This is a genomic window from Anaerolentibacter hominis (assembly GCF_032380675.1).
Classification (GTDB): Bacteria; Bacillota; Clostridia; order Lachnospirales; family Lachnospiraceae; genus Anaerolentibacter; species Anaerolentibacter hominis.
The window spans coordinates 1-14,828 of record NZ_JAWDIX010000004.1 but is presented as its reverse complement, the minus strand read 5'-3'; the positions used below and the strand labels follow the sequence as shown (position 1 = coordinate 14,828).

Below are 14,828 nucleotides of genomic sequence, written 5' to 3'. Positions count from 1 at the left end.
GCGGTTTCATCTATCTTCATTATAGAAAACAAAGCCGGGTTACGCTTGATATCCGGCTAAACTTGAGGAAATCTTGAGAAATCGCCACCCTTTTCCATCGGCAAAGGACGGCTCATTATGATATACTAAATAAAAATGGCCGAGGGGATAATGATGCAATGTACCAGGTATTAATGGTGGACGACGATCCTGACATTATTAAAGTAAATAAGCACTTCTTTGAAAATAAAGGCTACCGTGTATTTTGTGCAGAAAACGCCGGACAGGCCAGAGAAATTCTGGCTTACACCTCGCTGGACTGCCTGATCCTGGATGTGGATCTTCCGGATGCCAGCGGGTTCGAGCTGTGCAGGGAGGTCCGGGAGAACACCGATCTTCCTATCCTGTTCCTGTCCGCGTTCACACAGGAGCAGAGCCGGATACGCGGCCTGCTTGTGGGCGGGGACGATTACATCTGCAAGCCTTACAGCCTTCCTGAACTGGAACTGCGCTGCCGCATCCGCATCCGGCGCCGCCGCGGAGAGGAGCCGGCGAAAATCATGAAATTCCCCGGCCTTACTATTGATCTTGGGCAGTGTATTGTCACCAACGGGAAGGAACAGGCCAGGCTGACCGCAGTGGAGTTTAAAATTTTAGTCTTCCTGGCCGGGCATCCGGGACAAGTATTTTCTTATGCCCAGCTATACGACCGTATCTGGAACGCGCCGTTGGGAGACAATATTCACAATATGCACGTACATATGTCCCGCATCCGCCAGCGGCTCGACGCCCTCTGTCCTTCCCACAGCTATATCTGTACTGTGCGGGGCAGGGGTTATCAGTTTGTACCGCCGGATTGTCAGGGGGTGCCTCCCGATGAAACATAGTTTCCGAAACAACAAACGATCCGTTATTCTAATCGTTGGCTCTCTATTGGGGGCAATTCTGATATTCAATCTTCTGTTTCACTTGGATAATAAATATACCCGGGATGGCGTCAGAGGCCAGAACGGCACCCTTGTTGTGACAGACGGGGACATCCGTTCTCCTTTGTTTTTAATCGACGGCTGGGAGGCCAGCCCTGGATTAGTCCCTCCTGATCAATTCTCCGCCTCCGGCCGGTCCGTTACTTTTATCGGGGAATACTCCAATTTCACCTGGCTCACAGGGTCCCCCTACGGGGAGGCCACCTACCGGCTGACCGTATCCTATACAGGGAAAGAAGAGGTGCTGAGCCTATATTTTCCTGAGCTTTTGTGCGCCTCTGCCGTGTGGATAAACGGAGAACAGGCGGCAGGAGCCGGTACACTTGATCCCTACCATCCCCTTGTCCGGGATCTGACCGTTTCATTTCCCGCCTGTCAGGAGACAGAAATCGTGGTGCAGACGGCGAATCACACTCATTATTTCGGAGGTATGTTTTATCCTCCGTCTCTTGGAACGTCTGATACGATCCAGCGTATGACAGGGACAAGACTTCTTTTTTATGGCTTCTGCTGCTTTACAGCACTTTCCATCGCGTTCCTATGTCTGGGGTTCTGGCTGTTTCACCGGGATCTTCGCACCGGATACCGGCTGGGAATATTTGCTTTGTTTTTTGCAATTCACACAGCGTATCCCTTTTTCCGCCTACTGGGAGCCCCGCTCACATCTTCCCTCTACGCTCTGGAGGATGTAAGCTTTTATCTGATGCTCGGCTCGGCAATATCCGTCTGCACACAGCTGTGTGGTTTTTCCCGCAGCCGATGGTACCGCAGCCTGATAAGACCTTCCGTCTGGTCCATGTGCCTGATCAGCATTGTAATCCCTCCGCTGCTGCCGGTTCTTCCCGGCTTTTTGCCCGTATATTCCTGGATTGTGACCATCATTCGGATTCTCTGCGCACTTTACCTGCTCCTCTGCGCCTGGTTTGGACGGTCTAAGAGCGGCTTACAGTATTCGGGACTAGTCCTAAGCGGCTGTACAATATTTTCCGCATTACTGTTAGCAGGAACACTTAGTATTAATTATTTTGAGCCGACCCGCACCGGATGGCCGGAAGAGTACGGCGGGATGGTTCTTATTTTATTCTACGCCTTTCTCGTGGCACTGGAATCCAGAAGGCTCATAGCAGAAAATCGGGTGCTTACGGCAGATCTTCAGCAGGAAGTAGAGAAACAAACCGAAAATCTGTCCCTTCAGCTTCAGGAGAGAAAACATTTTCTCTCGGAATCCATCCACGATCTGAAGGCCCCTCTGACCACATTAAATAACTACATCCAGGCAATCCGTTTTAACGAAGTGGAACTGGATGATGAGCTGTTGGAATACCTGGAGGTAATCGAACAAAAATATGAAGATATGAAGGATAAAATCTATGAACTGCAGGCCTTTTCGGCAGCGGATGAAGCTCCGTTTTGTCCGGAACCGGTCTGTCTGAACGATTTCCTATCCGAATATCATCGTTTAAATAAGCCCGATATCGAGGTAATCGGTGCCGACTTTCACCTTTATCTTCCCCGGAAAGAGCTGTATATCCGGGGAGACAGGCGCCGGCTCACCCATATGCTGGAAAATCTGGTCTACAATGCCGCAGGTCTCATCGGAGAGGGCGGCAGCATATCCCTCCGGTTGTCCAGTCAGGAAGAAAATGCTGTCCTGACCGTCTCGGATACGGGCCCCGGTATTTCACCGGAAGACCTGCCGAAAATCTTCGACCGTCATTTCAGCAAACGGGCCGGAGGCAGCGGCCTTGGTTTATTCATTGCCCGGTCTGCCGTATTGGAGCACAGCGGAACGATATCTGTCTCCTCGGAGCCCGGAACCGGCACGATCTTCACCATAGTGCTGCCGCTCATGCAAATGAATACAGAAGATATTTAGACGATAACAAAGAGGATGTTGCAAAATGAAACATTTTGCAACATCCTCCTAGTTTCTGGGTATGATTTATCTTTCTGCAACAGCCCCTTTGTGTATCTCAGAATCTCTGATATTATTTATTTCCTCTTGTAAATCGGTTCCATACCGGACCGGTAAGGGTAAACACTCCCGCTGTCAGGAGAATACAAATTGTGACTCCTGCCGCAACATCCGCCCGGCTGTTTCCGGCATTAACAGCCGGTATATTGACAGCCGCACCGGGAACCGCAGTATCACGGGCTGCAGTTTCTTCCTGTCCAGCCTGCTCTGCACTATTTTCATCGGGCTCTTTGACAGCGCTGCCGGCCTGCTCTTTCTGTCCCGGCACACCGCTGTCCGTTCCGTCTGTTCTCTGAACATCTGGCACAGTCCTGTCTGAATCCAGCATCGCTTTTTGCTCTTTCTCCGCCTGTTCAGAACTTTCCAGCGTATTATAAATCTCATCCTCCTGCTCTGTTACTGCCTGGCCATCCGTTCCATCCTTCCATGGAAGGTCCTTCAGCGCCGGCATCGCAATATCCTCTTTCTGTTCCTGTTCTTTGGTGTCCTCCTGCTCTCTCTGCGGGGGTATCACTCCGGTCCCTCCCCCTCTGTTTCCTCCGGCATCTTCATTCTCATCCGGCTTTGCAACGTTCCCAACCGTCTCTTCCGGTATCATAACCGCCTCTGAGATGCCCTCGCTTGGGCCGCCCTCCACCACAAGCCGGTATAATCTCGGCTGAAAGTCCGGCACCGCGGTAAACCAGCTTTTTGCAGTCTCCGGTGACTGGATAATTTCCTCTTCCCACGTTTCACCCCCGTCAGAAGAACATTGAACCTTCAGCAGGCTGGCACCCGCCGGCGTGTCAAAGAATATCGTCACCGCTCCCCAGCCGCTTGCCGCCCTGCGGAAAGTAAAACTTGTTATCTGAACAGCTGCGGCTCCTTCCGCATAGCAAAGCTGCCACTGTGCAGCTCTTATTTCCCCCTTTAAGTTCTCTCCGGGCACAAAAACAGGAATCTGCTCTCCCCCATCGTTATATAGCAAGGGTACAATTTGAAAATCATTTCCCGCCGCCAGATCTTCTTCATACTGCTCCACCGGGAATTTTGCTGTCAGGCTCTGCCTTATTCTTTCCCCATTCTTAACAACCCATATATCTATGCTCTGAGGCAGCTTTTCTTTCAATGTCTCAGCAGAATCTCCCGGTTGAAACCATATTATGTCATCCTTTTCCTGCGCCATCTCACCGGCAACCGGACAGCCATAGCGGGCGGGAACCGGCTCTCTTACCGGATCTAAAATACCGGCTTCCTCACCTGCTGCCGGGTCCGTTTGCCCCTCCCGCATCAGAAAAGAATCCCCATGAAGATAGATCCCCCCGTCCTCCTGTACAACCGCCACACCTTCACCATTTCCCCGAAAGCAAACTTCTGCAAGTTGAAGATAGCCTCCGGGTTTTACCTGGAAAATACCCTCTGTGGTTAAGTCACCTTCTATATTGATCCTCTGCTCTTCCGATGCATATTGGGCATCCAGCACCAGCTCCGCGTCCTGCCCCACCACGATTTGATATCCATTTGTCTCAATCGTAATCCCTCCGGGGTAATCCCCGTAAGCCGTCTGTACACGGAGGACTCCATCAATCAAAATATCCTCTGTGAGCGACAGCACTCCGGTCTGCTTTGCTTCCTCCAGCAGGGATTCAAAGGGAGACAGCAGCCCATTTCCCTCAAGGGCCCGGGAAGTCTGAGCACCAAACGTGCTGCCGGCAAGAATGGTAAGCAATGCGCACATCAATCCAATTCGTACTTTTCTCATCTGTAACTTCATCCCCCATTCTATGCCCTTTCCTCCGCGTTTTCTTTTAGTTTACTCAAATCAGACTATGAAAGCAAGAAAAAGAGAGGAAAAGACATCGCTCTTCCTCCCTCTTCATTGCCGCCATATTGGCATGGCTTACATCCGCCTGCTTCTCCCCTGAATACAGCCGTCTGCTATCTAATTCTGTCCGTAATAGGCATTGGCGCCGTGTTTTCTGAAAAAATGCTTATTTTGAATATTCTGCGGAGCCTCCTGCACCTGCCGGTTTAACATCTCAGTCCTGCCTGCCATCTTGGCCACCTCTTCCAGGACAACCGCGTTGTGTACCGCTTCTGCCGCATCCTTCCCCCAGGTAAAGGGGCCGTGGTTTTTGCACAACACCCCCGGACAGTACACCGGGTTATTCCCGGCAAAGGTTTCTACGATAACAACACCAGTATTTTTCTCATATCCTTCTTCTATTTCTTCCCCGGTCAGATTCCTTGCGCAGGGAATCTCCCCATAAAAATAATCCGCATGGGTCGTTCCATAGCATGGAATACTCTTTCCCGCCTGGGCCCACGATGTTGCCCAGGGGGAATGGGTATGTACAATACCCCCGATATCCGCAAACGCCTTATAAAGTTCCACGTGCGTCAGCGTGTCGGAGGAAGGATTGAGGAGTCCTTCTATCTTATTGCCGTTTAAATCCATGACCACCATATCCTCAGGGGTCATTTTATCATAGTCCACACCGCTGGGTTTAATGACAAAGTATCCGGTCTCCCGGTCAATCTGGCTTACATTTCCCCAGGTGTAGGTCACAAGCCCCCTCCGGGGCAGCTCCATATTCGCTTCATATACAATCTGCTTTAACTCTTCTAACATAACTGCTCTTATGCCTCCCTGCGGGCGTCCGCTTTGATCTTCTTAAGCCGCTTCATCACATCGTTGCCTCCCCGCCCGAAATAATCGTGGAGAAGTTTAAACTCCTGATACAGCGCCTTGTAAGCCTCAACATTTTCCGGAATAGGCCTGTAAGTCTTTTCTTCCACATGGCCCATCACCTTAGCCGCGTCAAAGATAGAATCGTACCCGCCCTTTTCTTTTCCGGCCGCCACCGCTCCGAACATGGCAGAACCCAGGGCCGGAGTCTGATCCGAAGCTCCGATAAAGATCTCCTTGCCGGTTACATCCGCGTAGATCTGCATCATCATCGGATTTTTCTTGGAAATTCCGCCGCAGGCATAGAGTTCGTCAATCGGTACCCCCGACTGTTCAAAGGTCTCAATAATCATATTCTGTCCATAGGCTGTGGCCTCAATTAAAGCCCGGTACATCTCCTCCGGTTTGGTGGTCAGCGTCATGCCTAGCATCATTCCGGTCAAATCCACATCCACCAAACAGGAGCGGTTTCCATTCCACCAGTCCAGTGCCAGAAGGCCGCTCTCCCCTATTTTCAATTTGGAAGCCTTCTCGGTGAGAAGCTGATGAATATTCATCCCCTTTTGTTGTGCTTCCTCATAGTAGGCCTTCGGCACACAGTTTTTCACAAACCAGTCAAAGTGATCGCCCACACAGGACTGGCCCGCCTCATAGCCATAAAATCCCGGCATCACACCGTCCTCGACCACGCCGCACATACCCGGAACCATCTTTTCCTCGGTTCCAAGGAGAATACAGCAGGTAGATGTCCCCATAATCATCAAATACTTGCCTGGCTCGGTAATTCCCACCGCGGGCACGGATACATGGGCATCTACATTGGCTACGCCCACCGCTGTTCCAGGCAGAAGCCCGATTCTCTCAGCCATTGCTTCCGTCAGTTCCCCTGCTTTTTCACCCAGGGAATGAATATCGGTGCTCAGTTTGTCTTCCACTACATTTTCAAGCCTTGGGTCCAGCGCCTTAAAGAAATCCTTAGACGGATATCCCTTCTGCTTGTGCCAGATAGCCTTGTACCCGGCTGTACAGCTGTTCCTTACTTCTTTTCCCGTCATCTGCATGGTTACCCAGTCGGTAGCCTCCATAAACCGGTCCGCCATCTCATAGATTTCCGGCGCTTCATCCAGAATCTGCATGATTTTCGGAATCATCCATTCTGAAGAGATCTTGCCGCCGTACCGCACCAGGAAGTCTTCTCCCCGCTCTGTGGCAATCCGGTTCAATTTGTTTGCCTCATACTGGGCGGCGTGATGCTTCCATAATTTGATCCAGACATGAGGAACCTTCTCAAGCCCCTCCTTCATGCACAGAGGCGTACCTTCCTGATCCACCGGAAGCATAGTGCAGGCCGTGAAATCTATGGCAATGCCGATCACATCCTCCGCCTTTACCCCGGTCTGCTTCAGCACAGCCGGTATCGTCTCTTCCAGTACCAGAATATAATCCTTCGGGTCCTGCAGCGCCCAGTCCGGCTCCAGTCTGGTACCGTCCGGAAGGAACTCTTCCATCGCTCCATGTGTATATTCTTTTGTTGCCTGGGCAATCACTTCCCCATTGGAAACATCCACCAGTACCGCCCTGCCCGAAAGTGTTCCATAGTCCACTCCAATTGAATATTTCTTACCCATTCCGCTCATTCTCCTTTATATTATATCCCCGGCAGCTTCCTGCCCGCGGGCTTCATTCCGTATCCGCGTGGAATCCCTCACAATTAATTCCGGCTGAATCATTCTCTCCACCCTGCTCTGTTCCAGCGGGATATGATTCATCTGTTCCAGCAATAACTCGGCAGCCATCTCTCCCAGTCTTTCCTGCGGGTGGACGATGGTAGTCAGATTGATAATCCCATTCTCCGAAATTGCAGAATTATCATACCCTGTCACCGATACATCCTCCGGTATGCGAACCCGCTTTTCCCTCAGGGCCTTTATAACCTCCAGGGCAATCTGATCATTATAGCAGACAAATCCGTCCGGCAATCTGCCCTGCTCCGCCATCCGCACAGCCATCAGGGCCGGTTTGGTTCTCCGGTCCTCCGTGTGAAACCAGACTACCATATCCGGATCATAGGGGATTCCCGCTTCCTGAATGGCCTGCACGTATCCCTTGTGCCGCTCGCTCCCCTGACTGTCGTCCGCTTTAAAGATACCCGCGATCTTCTTATGCCCTGTATCCAGAAGGTATTTTGTAACCAGATAGCCGCCCCGGCAGTCATCCATCAGGATATGGGGCTTTTCCTCCATCTGGGGATAAAAGCCCTGAATAAAGATATAGGGAATCTCATATTCATCCAGAAGTCCATACAAGTTCATATGGCGGCATAAAATCTGGCTTTTGCTGGGCTCGATGATAAGTCCATCAATATCCTTTGTCAAAATGTCTTCCAGCGCCCTGGCCTCATTTGTCCGGCTGTTCCCGGTATTTTTTAAAATGATACTGTATCCGTTCGCCGTCAGCACCCGGTCAATCCCCTGGATCAGCCGGGGAAATATGTAATCAGAAAGATATGTGGTAATGACCGCGATATTGCGGGACTGCTTCATATGGCGCATCCGCTCGGAACAGAACGTTCCCCGCCCGTGTTCTGCCACCACATATCCCTCATTAATCAGTATGGCAAGCGCCTTGCGAACCGTATGACGGCTTAAGTGATACCGGTCGGAAAGCTCGTTCTCCGAGGGCAGCTTCTCTCCCGGCTTAATTTTCCCCGAAGTAATATCCTCTTTCAGCTGCTCCATCAGAGAAAAATACTTTGTCTTTCCTTTTTCATTTGTCATATCAAACTTTTCTCCATCATCTATGGGCCTTTTTTCCATTTTACAACTTGTATGCTTCTCTCTACAAGTTGTTCATCCATTTTACGGCTGCGGGCTCACTTTTTTATCTGCACCGATGCTAGTCGATGGACAAGGGAATACTCGCCTCAGCCATGGTATTTTACGGGTTTTCTGCATTATCCTCAATCAGCGTGCTCTTTCTCGACAAAATAATGAGTAAGTATCTCCCCACATTCTGGATTCAGACCATTTTTATACAAGCTTTCTATCACCTGCTGTTCCTCTATGTACCCGAGCAGCTCCCACATGGTTTCCGCCCTGGAGTCCAGCAGGTCCGCAGGCCCTTTCCCCAGCATTTTATTTTGCAGGTTCCTCTGATTATAGGTCACGCTCACCTGGTAATCCGCCACAATATCCGCCGATTCCACACCGCAGAGAAGATAAACCAGGGCTGCCAGTATACCGGTACGGTCCTTTCCCGCCGTACAGTGGAACAGGACTGCTCCCTCTGGCAGGCACCCGCACACGCAATTTAAGATTTCTGCTATACGTTCCTTATTCTTAGATAAAATATTGGTGTAGCCCTCCATCATACTGTGCATAAAACCACTCTCCGCCAGATAGCGGTCCATGTTTTTAAAATCCATATCTTCTTTCTGCATAGGCAATGAGATAACTCTGATCCCTGTCCCGGCAGTTTCATAGCACTGCACCTGCCGTTCGCCGTAAGACCTCAGATCAATCACCGATCTGACCCCACAGGAGAAAAGCAGTTTCCATTCATCCTCCGACAGCATATGGGGACTGTCCGCCCGGTATAGCCTATGATAACGGGTCATTCCTTCCCGGCAGGGGTAACCTCCCATATCTCTCACATTATAAGCATTGGTAAGCGGCAGCCTTCGGTAGTTTTTTATCATTTTACTTTTCCTTTCCTTCCTTTTCTCTTTTTTTCGTTTTCTGTTCACAGTAAGGCGGAAGCCTTTTCCCCTCATGATGTTCTCTGCACTCGTCGCATTTTCCAAACCTTTTACACTTCACCCGTTTACAGGGGCAATCCATCTTCTGCATCGTTAGTCTAAAACCTCCTCATTGTCCCGTTCACCTCAATATTTACCGCCATACAGATTTTTCTATAGCAAGAGGGCCGCGGCAAAATCCCCCCGGCCCTCTTATCACGTTTCATTTAAATATTATGGCTCCACAATTTTAAAATCCCAGAACTCTGCCAGCTCCGCTGCCACAGTCCCCTTCCTGCAGATTGCAGTGACGCCGGCAAGCTCTTCCTCACAGCTGAAAACTCCCTTTCCATACTGCTTCAGGCTGGAGGGCAGTGTAATCTCTTTCAGCAGATGGCAGTCTGCAAAGGCGTAGTCACCGATTTTCTCTGTCCCCTCCTCCATCGTCACCTTTGCCACCGATGAGAAGAAGAAAGCCCGGTCCTCTATGGTTTTCACCGTTCCCGGTATGATAATTTCTTCGATCTGGGAGTCGGCAAATACTTCCGACGCAATTCTGGTTACCGTCTCCGGAATCACTACTTTCTTATCCGTACCCTTGTAGACCAGCAGTGTGCCGTCTGGCGCCGTAACAAAATCTGAGCTGTACTTTTCCACCCATTTTGTTCCTTCAAACGGGTTGTAGCCATAATCCACCTCACCGGCAGGAAGAACAACCTGTTCCAGACTCGCGCAGGAAGCAAAGGCTCTGCCGCCCACGGACTTTACACTGTCGGGCAGCTTCACACTGCGCAGCTTTTCCGCTTCAAAAAAGGCATATGTCCCGATTTCTTCCGTACCGTTTTCAATCGTCACACTTTCCAGGACGGAACACTTCTCAAATGCATGCATCCCGATCTCACGCACTGTAGAAGGAATGACAACATAAATCAAAGTGTCATTATCGTAGAACGCATACGGCGCTATCCGCTCCACACCATAGGGAATAGAGACGCTACGGTCTTTGCCCGTATAGGCCGTCAGCACATGATTGATCATCAGGAACCGGTCCGGATAGTTTTCCAGATAAGCCGTTCCATCCAGAATGTATTCCCCGACTGTCTGTACTCCCTTCATGCCCTCTATTACTTCCAGCTGTGTACAGCCCTTAAATGCCCGGTCTTTTATCTCCGTCACCGAATCCGGCACGCTTACCTGCGTCAAGCCGGTACAGTTCAAAAATAATTCAGTTTCTATCACTTTAAGTCCGGCAGGAAGTATCACTTTTTTCAGGGAAGCACAGCCGCCGAAAGCGCTGCCGCCGATTGTCCGGATACTCTCCGGCAAAATAATGGATTCCAGCTTGACACAAAGATAAAAGCTGGCTGAACCAATAGCTTCCAGTTTTTCAGGGAGACTTACCTGAACCAGTTCGCTGCAGTTCATGAAGGCACTCGTCCCAAGGCTGACTACTGATTTGGGAAGTACCGCTGTTTTTAAACTGGTGCAGTTCATGAAGGTTTCATCTTCTATTTTCTTAATCCCGTCGGGAAGAACAATCTTCTCCAACGCACGGCAGCTCTTAAAGGCCCCCTTTCCCAGGGTTTTTAACTTGCTTCCGGATTTTATCGTCACTGTCCTCAGGCCGGTGCAATAACAAAACGCCTCGTTGTCAATCGTCCTGACGCTTGCCGGTATTGTGATTTTCTCCAGCTTTTCGCATCCCATAAAGGCATATCGGTCAATGGTTGTCAGCCCTTCGCTCAACGTTACCTTTTTCAGCTTTTTGCAATTGGCAAATGCATTTTCTCCAATTAATTTCACGCTCTTTGGAATTTTTACCTCAGTAATTTTCTCATTTCCCAAAAAAGCATCCTGATAAATACTCTTTACCGTAGAAGGGATCGTAACTTTCCCGCCCTTACCATTATATTTGATCAGAATCCCATTTCCAGCTACAAGGAATTCCTTTTTGCTTTCTTTCAGCCACTTTGTATTATAGAACACATCCTGGGCAATCGAGGTAACTGTCTTAGGAATGGTTATGCCTGATAGTTTCCTGCAATCATAGAAAGCTCCAAATTCCAGTTTCCGCACTCCGGACTGCATGGTTACAGTCTGCAGCTTCGGGCAGCCGTAAAACGCAAAGGTTCCTACTGTCTTCACATTTTTTGTAATCGTCACTTTTTTCAGGTTTTTATTATATGCAAAGGCCTTTTCGCCGATCACCTCTACCTTGGACGGGATTGTTACCACACTCCCCTTTCCCTGATAGGCAAGCAGAATCCGGCCGCCGAGAATAACAAAATTGTCCTTGCAGCCGTTCATCCACTTTGTCTTTGCAAATGCATTTTCCTCTACCTTGCTGATACTCTTTGGCAGGGATATTTTGCTCAGTGCCGTGCACCCATAAAATGCCTGCGCGCCGATCTTTTCAACTCCGCTTTTCACCGCGGTTTCTTTTAACTTCGTGCAGCCGTAAAATGCACCCGTGCCGATTTCCTTCACAGAACCCGGTATGGTCACCTTCGTAATTTGTTTATTATCCCGAAATGCCCAGGCTTCGATTCTGGTAACGCCCGATGGAATCGTAACCGATGTCTTTTCGCCGTTATACTCTTTTAAAACACCTTTTTCAATAATAAATTCTGCTCTGTCAGCTTCTGCTGCGTAAACACGGGACGCTCTGTCTCCAATTACGATAAAACTCAAGGCCAGCACACATAGAAAAGCTGCCCTGAGCCAGAATCTATTTTCTCTCTTACCCTTTTCAACCTCAATATCCATTCTGACGCTCAATCCTTTCTGCCGTATAAGCATCACCAGTTAACTATTATCACACGCTCCCGCAAGGCCTATGACCTTTTTATCATCTTATAATCGTAACTTGTCAAAAAAAGGTCAAAATATAGAACAAAAACTTAACTTATCCACACTCCCGCAAACATATAGGAAGCAATCCGTTCCCCCCTCTGATCCAGGTAGGAAGTCGTTCCCAGAGGCAGTCCATAGAAGGTAACGGTGTCCCCCTCTTTCAGATGGTCCAGATTATCCAGATAAATACAGTAGGCAAAGGTTTCCTCTTCCCCGGGAACCGTAAAGATACAGGACGTAATCGTCCGTCCCCAAACCGGCGTCTCTTCAATTATTTGAAGTACAGTAAATTCCCTGCTGCTAAACAGCTTGTCCCCATATTGTTCTGGGTCCGCTGCCAGTTCCTGATACAAGATTTTCTCATCCGTACAGTCTGCCGCTTCCTTTTCTGTATCTGCGGGGAACAGGTTCTCATGTTCTTTTAAAAATTCTCTTGCCTTCTCACTGGGATGAAATTCCAGCAGCGCAAAGGTTCCGTAACAAGCATAGAATTCTTCTGCCGTAGGAAGAAATTCCCCATTTACATAGGTTCCCTCCCGGAGCTTATAGAATGGGTCATCATACTCCATCTTTCCTTTTCCGTTAAAAATATCGTTCTCCCATTCTCCTTCGTAGGTATACCAGTCATACATATTATTCTGGGCCCGGAATGTACCGTATCCGCTTGCGACCCCATCCACCGCCTGCCCCTCATATGTACCGATCCGGTCTGCATCCACATAATGAACATGAAATTGATCGCAAAACAGCTCGCCGGCACCTTTTAGCATCCCTTTTTCCCACTGGCCCTCATACTCCAGTTTCATTGGGGCGGTTTCATCCGACCGAAAGGTGCCTGTCCCATCCGGCAGCCCGGAACGGATATCCCCGGTATAGGTTCCTGTAATCTGCTGTTCCTTATAATTCAACGTAAATACCATGTCCTCTGTCCACTTTTTTCCGCTGCATCCCGTTAAAGCAAATAGAAAAAAGCCGAGCAGAAACACCACTGTTTTTCTTTTCATGGGATCACCCGCTTTTTCCTGTATTTTATCATACGAATGTAAAAAAAGACAGCACCTCTTTTTTCCTGCATTTTGCAGATTAAGCTTACGGTGTCAAACCAGTGTATCCCAAACCAATTAAAGATCAAAGAGGCTTTCCTGATAGTAATCCATCCGGCGTTTCAAAAGGCAGGGTTCCCGATGAAGGTATTCCTCCGTTCTTTCTTCATTAAAAAGCCAGTCTGTCACGGCCTCCCGTTCCAAAATCAAAGGCATACGTCCATGGACAGGGCTGACAGATGGGTTCGCAGCCGTGGTAAGGATCACAAACCGGCTCTCCTCACCAAACCTCTGATAGCACCCTGCCATAAACAGGCTCTTCTCATCTGTCCGTTCAAATGATACTTTATTCTTCTCCTTATCCCACTCATAAAATCCTCGGGCCGGTATCACACAACGCCGGTTCCTCACATTATCCCGGAACATCCTTCGATCCATGGCGGTCTCGGCCCTGGCATTGATGATCAGCTTCTTCCCCTCAAACCCCGGAAAGCCCCAATTCTGCCAGTCCAGCGACAGCTTGTCCTGGTTTGGCACCAGAACAGCCGCGGTATTGCTGGGATATACATCCCTCCTGGCAAAGTTTGTCTTTAACCTGGCATCCACCTCTTTAATGATCTCTTCAATCTCTTGCGCTGTTTCTTCATCTATAAAATATCTTCCGCACATTCTCATTCACCTCTTTACCTGCTGTTCCGCCAGGAGAATAACTATACTCCGGATAAAGGAACAGCTCCCGATTTATACGGGAGCTGAACTTGTTTCAATAGAGGCGACAGCCGGATTTGAACCGGCGATAAGGGTGTTGCAGACCCGCGCCTTACCACTTGGCTATGTCGCCACGTTAACTATTATATGTATGTCTTAGCCTGTTTATTACGGCAAACTGTTTTTTTCATTATAACAATGCGTGATTTATTCGTCAAGGTTCTCCGTGAAACCTATTTTAAAGTTATTTTTAGAAGGGAGCGTTTTCACGCTCCCTTCACTTTTTACAATAAGCACAGAATGTTTCGTTTTATACTTATGGTTCTAAATTTTCTTGTATGTAGTATTGTTACGGTGCCTCTACTGGATCAGGGACTGCAGTTACCTTTAACGTGGTTACTACATTATAGTCACCAGGGGTTACTACCGTTGTCGCCGTCTTGGCCTGTCCATATACTTTCAGACTAAGCTTATCTCCTGGTACCAGGTTATCTCCCAGCTGTTTGGCTGTCATTCCTACAGACAACTTGTTGTCCATTGCGGCTGTTATATCCAGTTTATCCGGTGCCAGCGCCAGGTCTACCAGATCTAACAGTTTTCCGTCGTCTCTTACTTCTGCCAACTCGATCTTCACCTTCGTTGTGGAATTGTTCGTAATTGTTCCTGTTGATGAGATAATTTTATCAAAATATCCATCCGTTGCTGTAGTCCCGATCTGGAAGTTAATACTGGACGGCAGCACCACGCTGATTAAGGATGCCCCCGGCTCTCCTACCGTTCCCTTTAACGTCATGTCATTGCTGGTTCCATCCTTGGTCACTTCTGTCGTGCTCTTGTCGGTTACATCCTTTGCGAATACCGTGCTTCCCATGCTCATGGT

General features: G+C 49.1%; 11 protein-coding genes and 1 tRNA gene. 2 read left to right on the top strand and 10 right to left on the bottom strand.

The genetic code is table 11. The features are described 5' to 3' along the window. Nucleotides 1-158 precede the first annotated feature (158 nt). Nucleotides 159-866 (top strand): response regulator transcription factor, encoded by a 708-nt coding sequence (locus ABCW47_RS12440; protein ID WP_343210261.1) that lies wholly within the window; start codon nucleotides 159-161, stop codon nucleotides 864-866. After that, on the top strand, nucleotides 856-2,841 hold the full coding sequence (locus ABCW47_RS12435) for a sensor histidine kinase (protein WP_343210260.1): 1,986 nt from the start codon (nucleotides 856-858) through the stop codon (nucleotides 2,839-2,841). The genes ABCW47_RS12440 and ABCW47_RS12435 overlap by 11 nt, the downstream gene beginning before the upstream one ends. A 112-nt stretch (nucleotides 2,842-2,953) precedes the next feature. On the opposite strand, the gene ABCW47_RS12430 is transcribed toward ABCW47_RS12435, so the two are convergent. The 10 genes from ABCW47_RS12430 to ABCW47_RS12385 form a co-directional block, all read right to left on the bottom strand. Further along, nucleotides 2,954-4,681 (bottom strand): hypothetical protein, encoded by a 1,728-nt coding sequence (locus tag ABCW47_RS12430; RefSeq protein ID WP_343210259.1) that lies wholly within the window; start codon nucleotides 4,679-4,681, stop codon nucleotides 2,954-2,956. Nucleotides 4,682-4,861: 180 nt separating this feature from the next. Then, nucleotides 4,862-5,551, bottom strand: coding sequence for an L-ribulose-5-phosphate 4-epimerase (locus tag ABCW47_RS12425; protein WP_343210258.1), 690 nt, complete (start codon nucleotides 5,549-5,551; stop codon nucleotides 4,862-4,864). A gap of 8 nt (nucleotides 5,552-5,559) precedes the next feature. Continuing rightward, nucleotides 5,560-7,236 carry a ribulokinase gene (gene araB / locus ABCW47_RS12420; RefSeq protein ID WP_343210257.1) on the bottom strand — a complete coding sequence of 559 codons (1,677 nt, stop codon included), beginning with the start codon at nucleotides 7,234-7,236 and terminating at the stop codon, nucleotides 5,560-5,562. A gap of 15 nt (nucleotides 7,237-7,251) precedes the next feature. Next, nucleotides 7,252-8,385, bottom strand: a complete 1,134-nt coding sequence (locus ABCW47_RS12415) for a GntR family transcriptional regulator (protein WP_343210256.1) — start codon at nucleotides 8,383-8,385, stop codon at nucleotides 7,252-7,254. Between the two features lie 182 nt (nucleotides 8,386-8,567). Next, nucleotides 8,568-9,305 (bottom strand): tyrosine-protein phosphatase, encoded by a 738-nt coding sequence (locus tag ABCW47_RS12410; RefSeq protein WP_343210255.1) that lies wholly within the window; start codon nucleotides 9,303-9,305, stop codon nucleotides 8,568-8,570. A 273-nt stretch (nucleotides 9,306-9,578) separates the two neighbouring features. Further along, nucleotides 9,579-12,110 carry a leucine-rich repeat domain-containing protein gene (locus ABCW47_RS12405; RefSeq protein WP_343210254.1) on the bottom strand — a complete coding sequence of 844 codons (2,532 nt, stop codon included), beginning with the start codon at nucleotides 12,108-12,110 and terminating at the stop codon, nucleotides 9,579-9,581. A 134-nt stretch (nucleotides 12,111-12,244) separates the two neighbouring features. Beyond that, nucleotides 12,245-13,201, bottom strand: coding sequence for an MORN repeat-containing protein (locus ABCW47_RS12400; RefSeq protein WP_343210253.1), 957 nt, complete (start codon nucleotides 13,199-13,201; stop codon nucleotides 12,245-12,247). Nucleotides 13,202-13,318: 117 nt separating this feature from the next. Further along, the gene (locus tag ABCW47_RS12395; protein ID WP_343210252.1) at nucleotides 13,319-13,915 is read right to left on the bottom strand and encodes an SOS response-associated peptidase; all 597 of its coding nucleotides are present in this window, start codon (nucleotides 13,913-13,915) and stop codon (nucleotides 13,319-13,321) included. Nucleotides 13,916-14,010: 95 nt separating this feature from the next. After that, nucleotides 14,011-14,081, bottom strand: a tRNA-Cys gene (locus ABCW47_RS12390). 216 nt (nucleotides 14,082-14,297) lie between these two features. Further along, nucleotides 14,298-14,828 (bottom strand): hypothetical protein (locus ABCW47_RS12385; RefSeq protein ID WP_343210251.1); only part of this gene is annotated, 531 nt, incomplete at its 5' end.

Excerpts from the sequence above, each read along its gene's own strand:
- ABCW47_RS12440 (WP_343210261.1), top strand. The coding sequence starts at position 159 with ATGTACCAGGTATTAATGGTGGACGACGATCCTGACATTATTAAAGTA.
- ABCW47_RS12435 (WP_343210260.1), top strand. The coding sequence starts at position 856 with ATGAAACATAGTTTCCGAAACAACAAACGATCCGTTATTCTAATCGTT.
- ABCW47_RS12430 (WP_343210259.1), bottom strand. The coding sequence starts at position 4,681 with ATGAGAAAAGTACGAATTGGATTGATGTGCGCATTGCTTACCATTCTT.
- ABCW47_RS12425 (WP_343210258.1), bottom strand. The coding sequence starts at position 5,551 with ATGTTAGAAGAGTTAAAGCAGATTGTATATGAAGCGAATATGGAGCTG.
- araB (WP_343210257.1), bottom strand. The coding sequence starts at position 7,236 with ATGGGTAAGAAATATTCAATTGGAGTGGACTATGGAACACTTTCGGGC.
- ABCW47_RS12415 (WP_343210256.1), bottom strand. The coding sequence starts at position 8,385 with ATGACAAATGAAAAAGGAAAGACAAAGTATTTTTCTCTGATGGAGCAG.
- ABCW47_RS12410 (WP_343210255.1), bottom strand. The coding sequence starts at position 9,305 with ATGATAAAAAACTACCGAAGGCTGCCGCTTACCAATGCTTATAATGTG.
- ABCW47_RS12405 (WP_343210254.1), bottom strand. The coding sequence starts at position 12,110 with ATGGATATTGAGGTTGAAAAGGGTAAGAGAGAAAATAGATTCTGGCTC.
- ABCW47_RS12400 (WP_343210253.1), bottom strand. The coding sequence starts at position 13,201 with ATGAAAAGAAAAACAGTGGTGTTTCTGCTCGGCTTTTTTCTATTTGCT.
- ABCW47_RS12395 (WP_343210252.1), bottom strand. The coding sequence starts at position 13,915 with ATGAGAATGTGCGGAAGATATTTTATAGATGAAGAAACAGCGCAAGAG.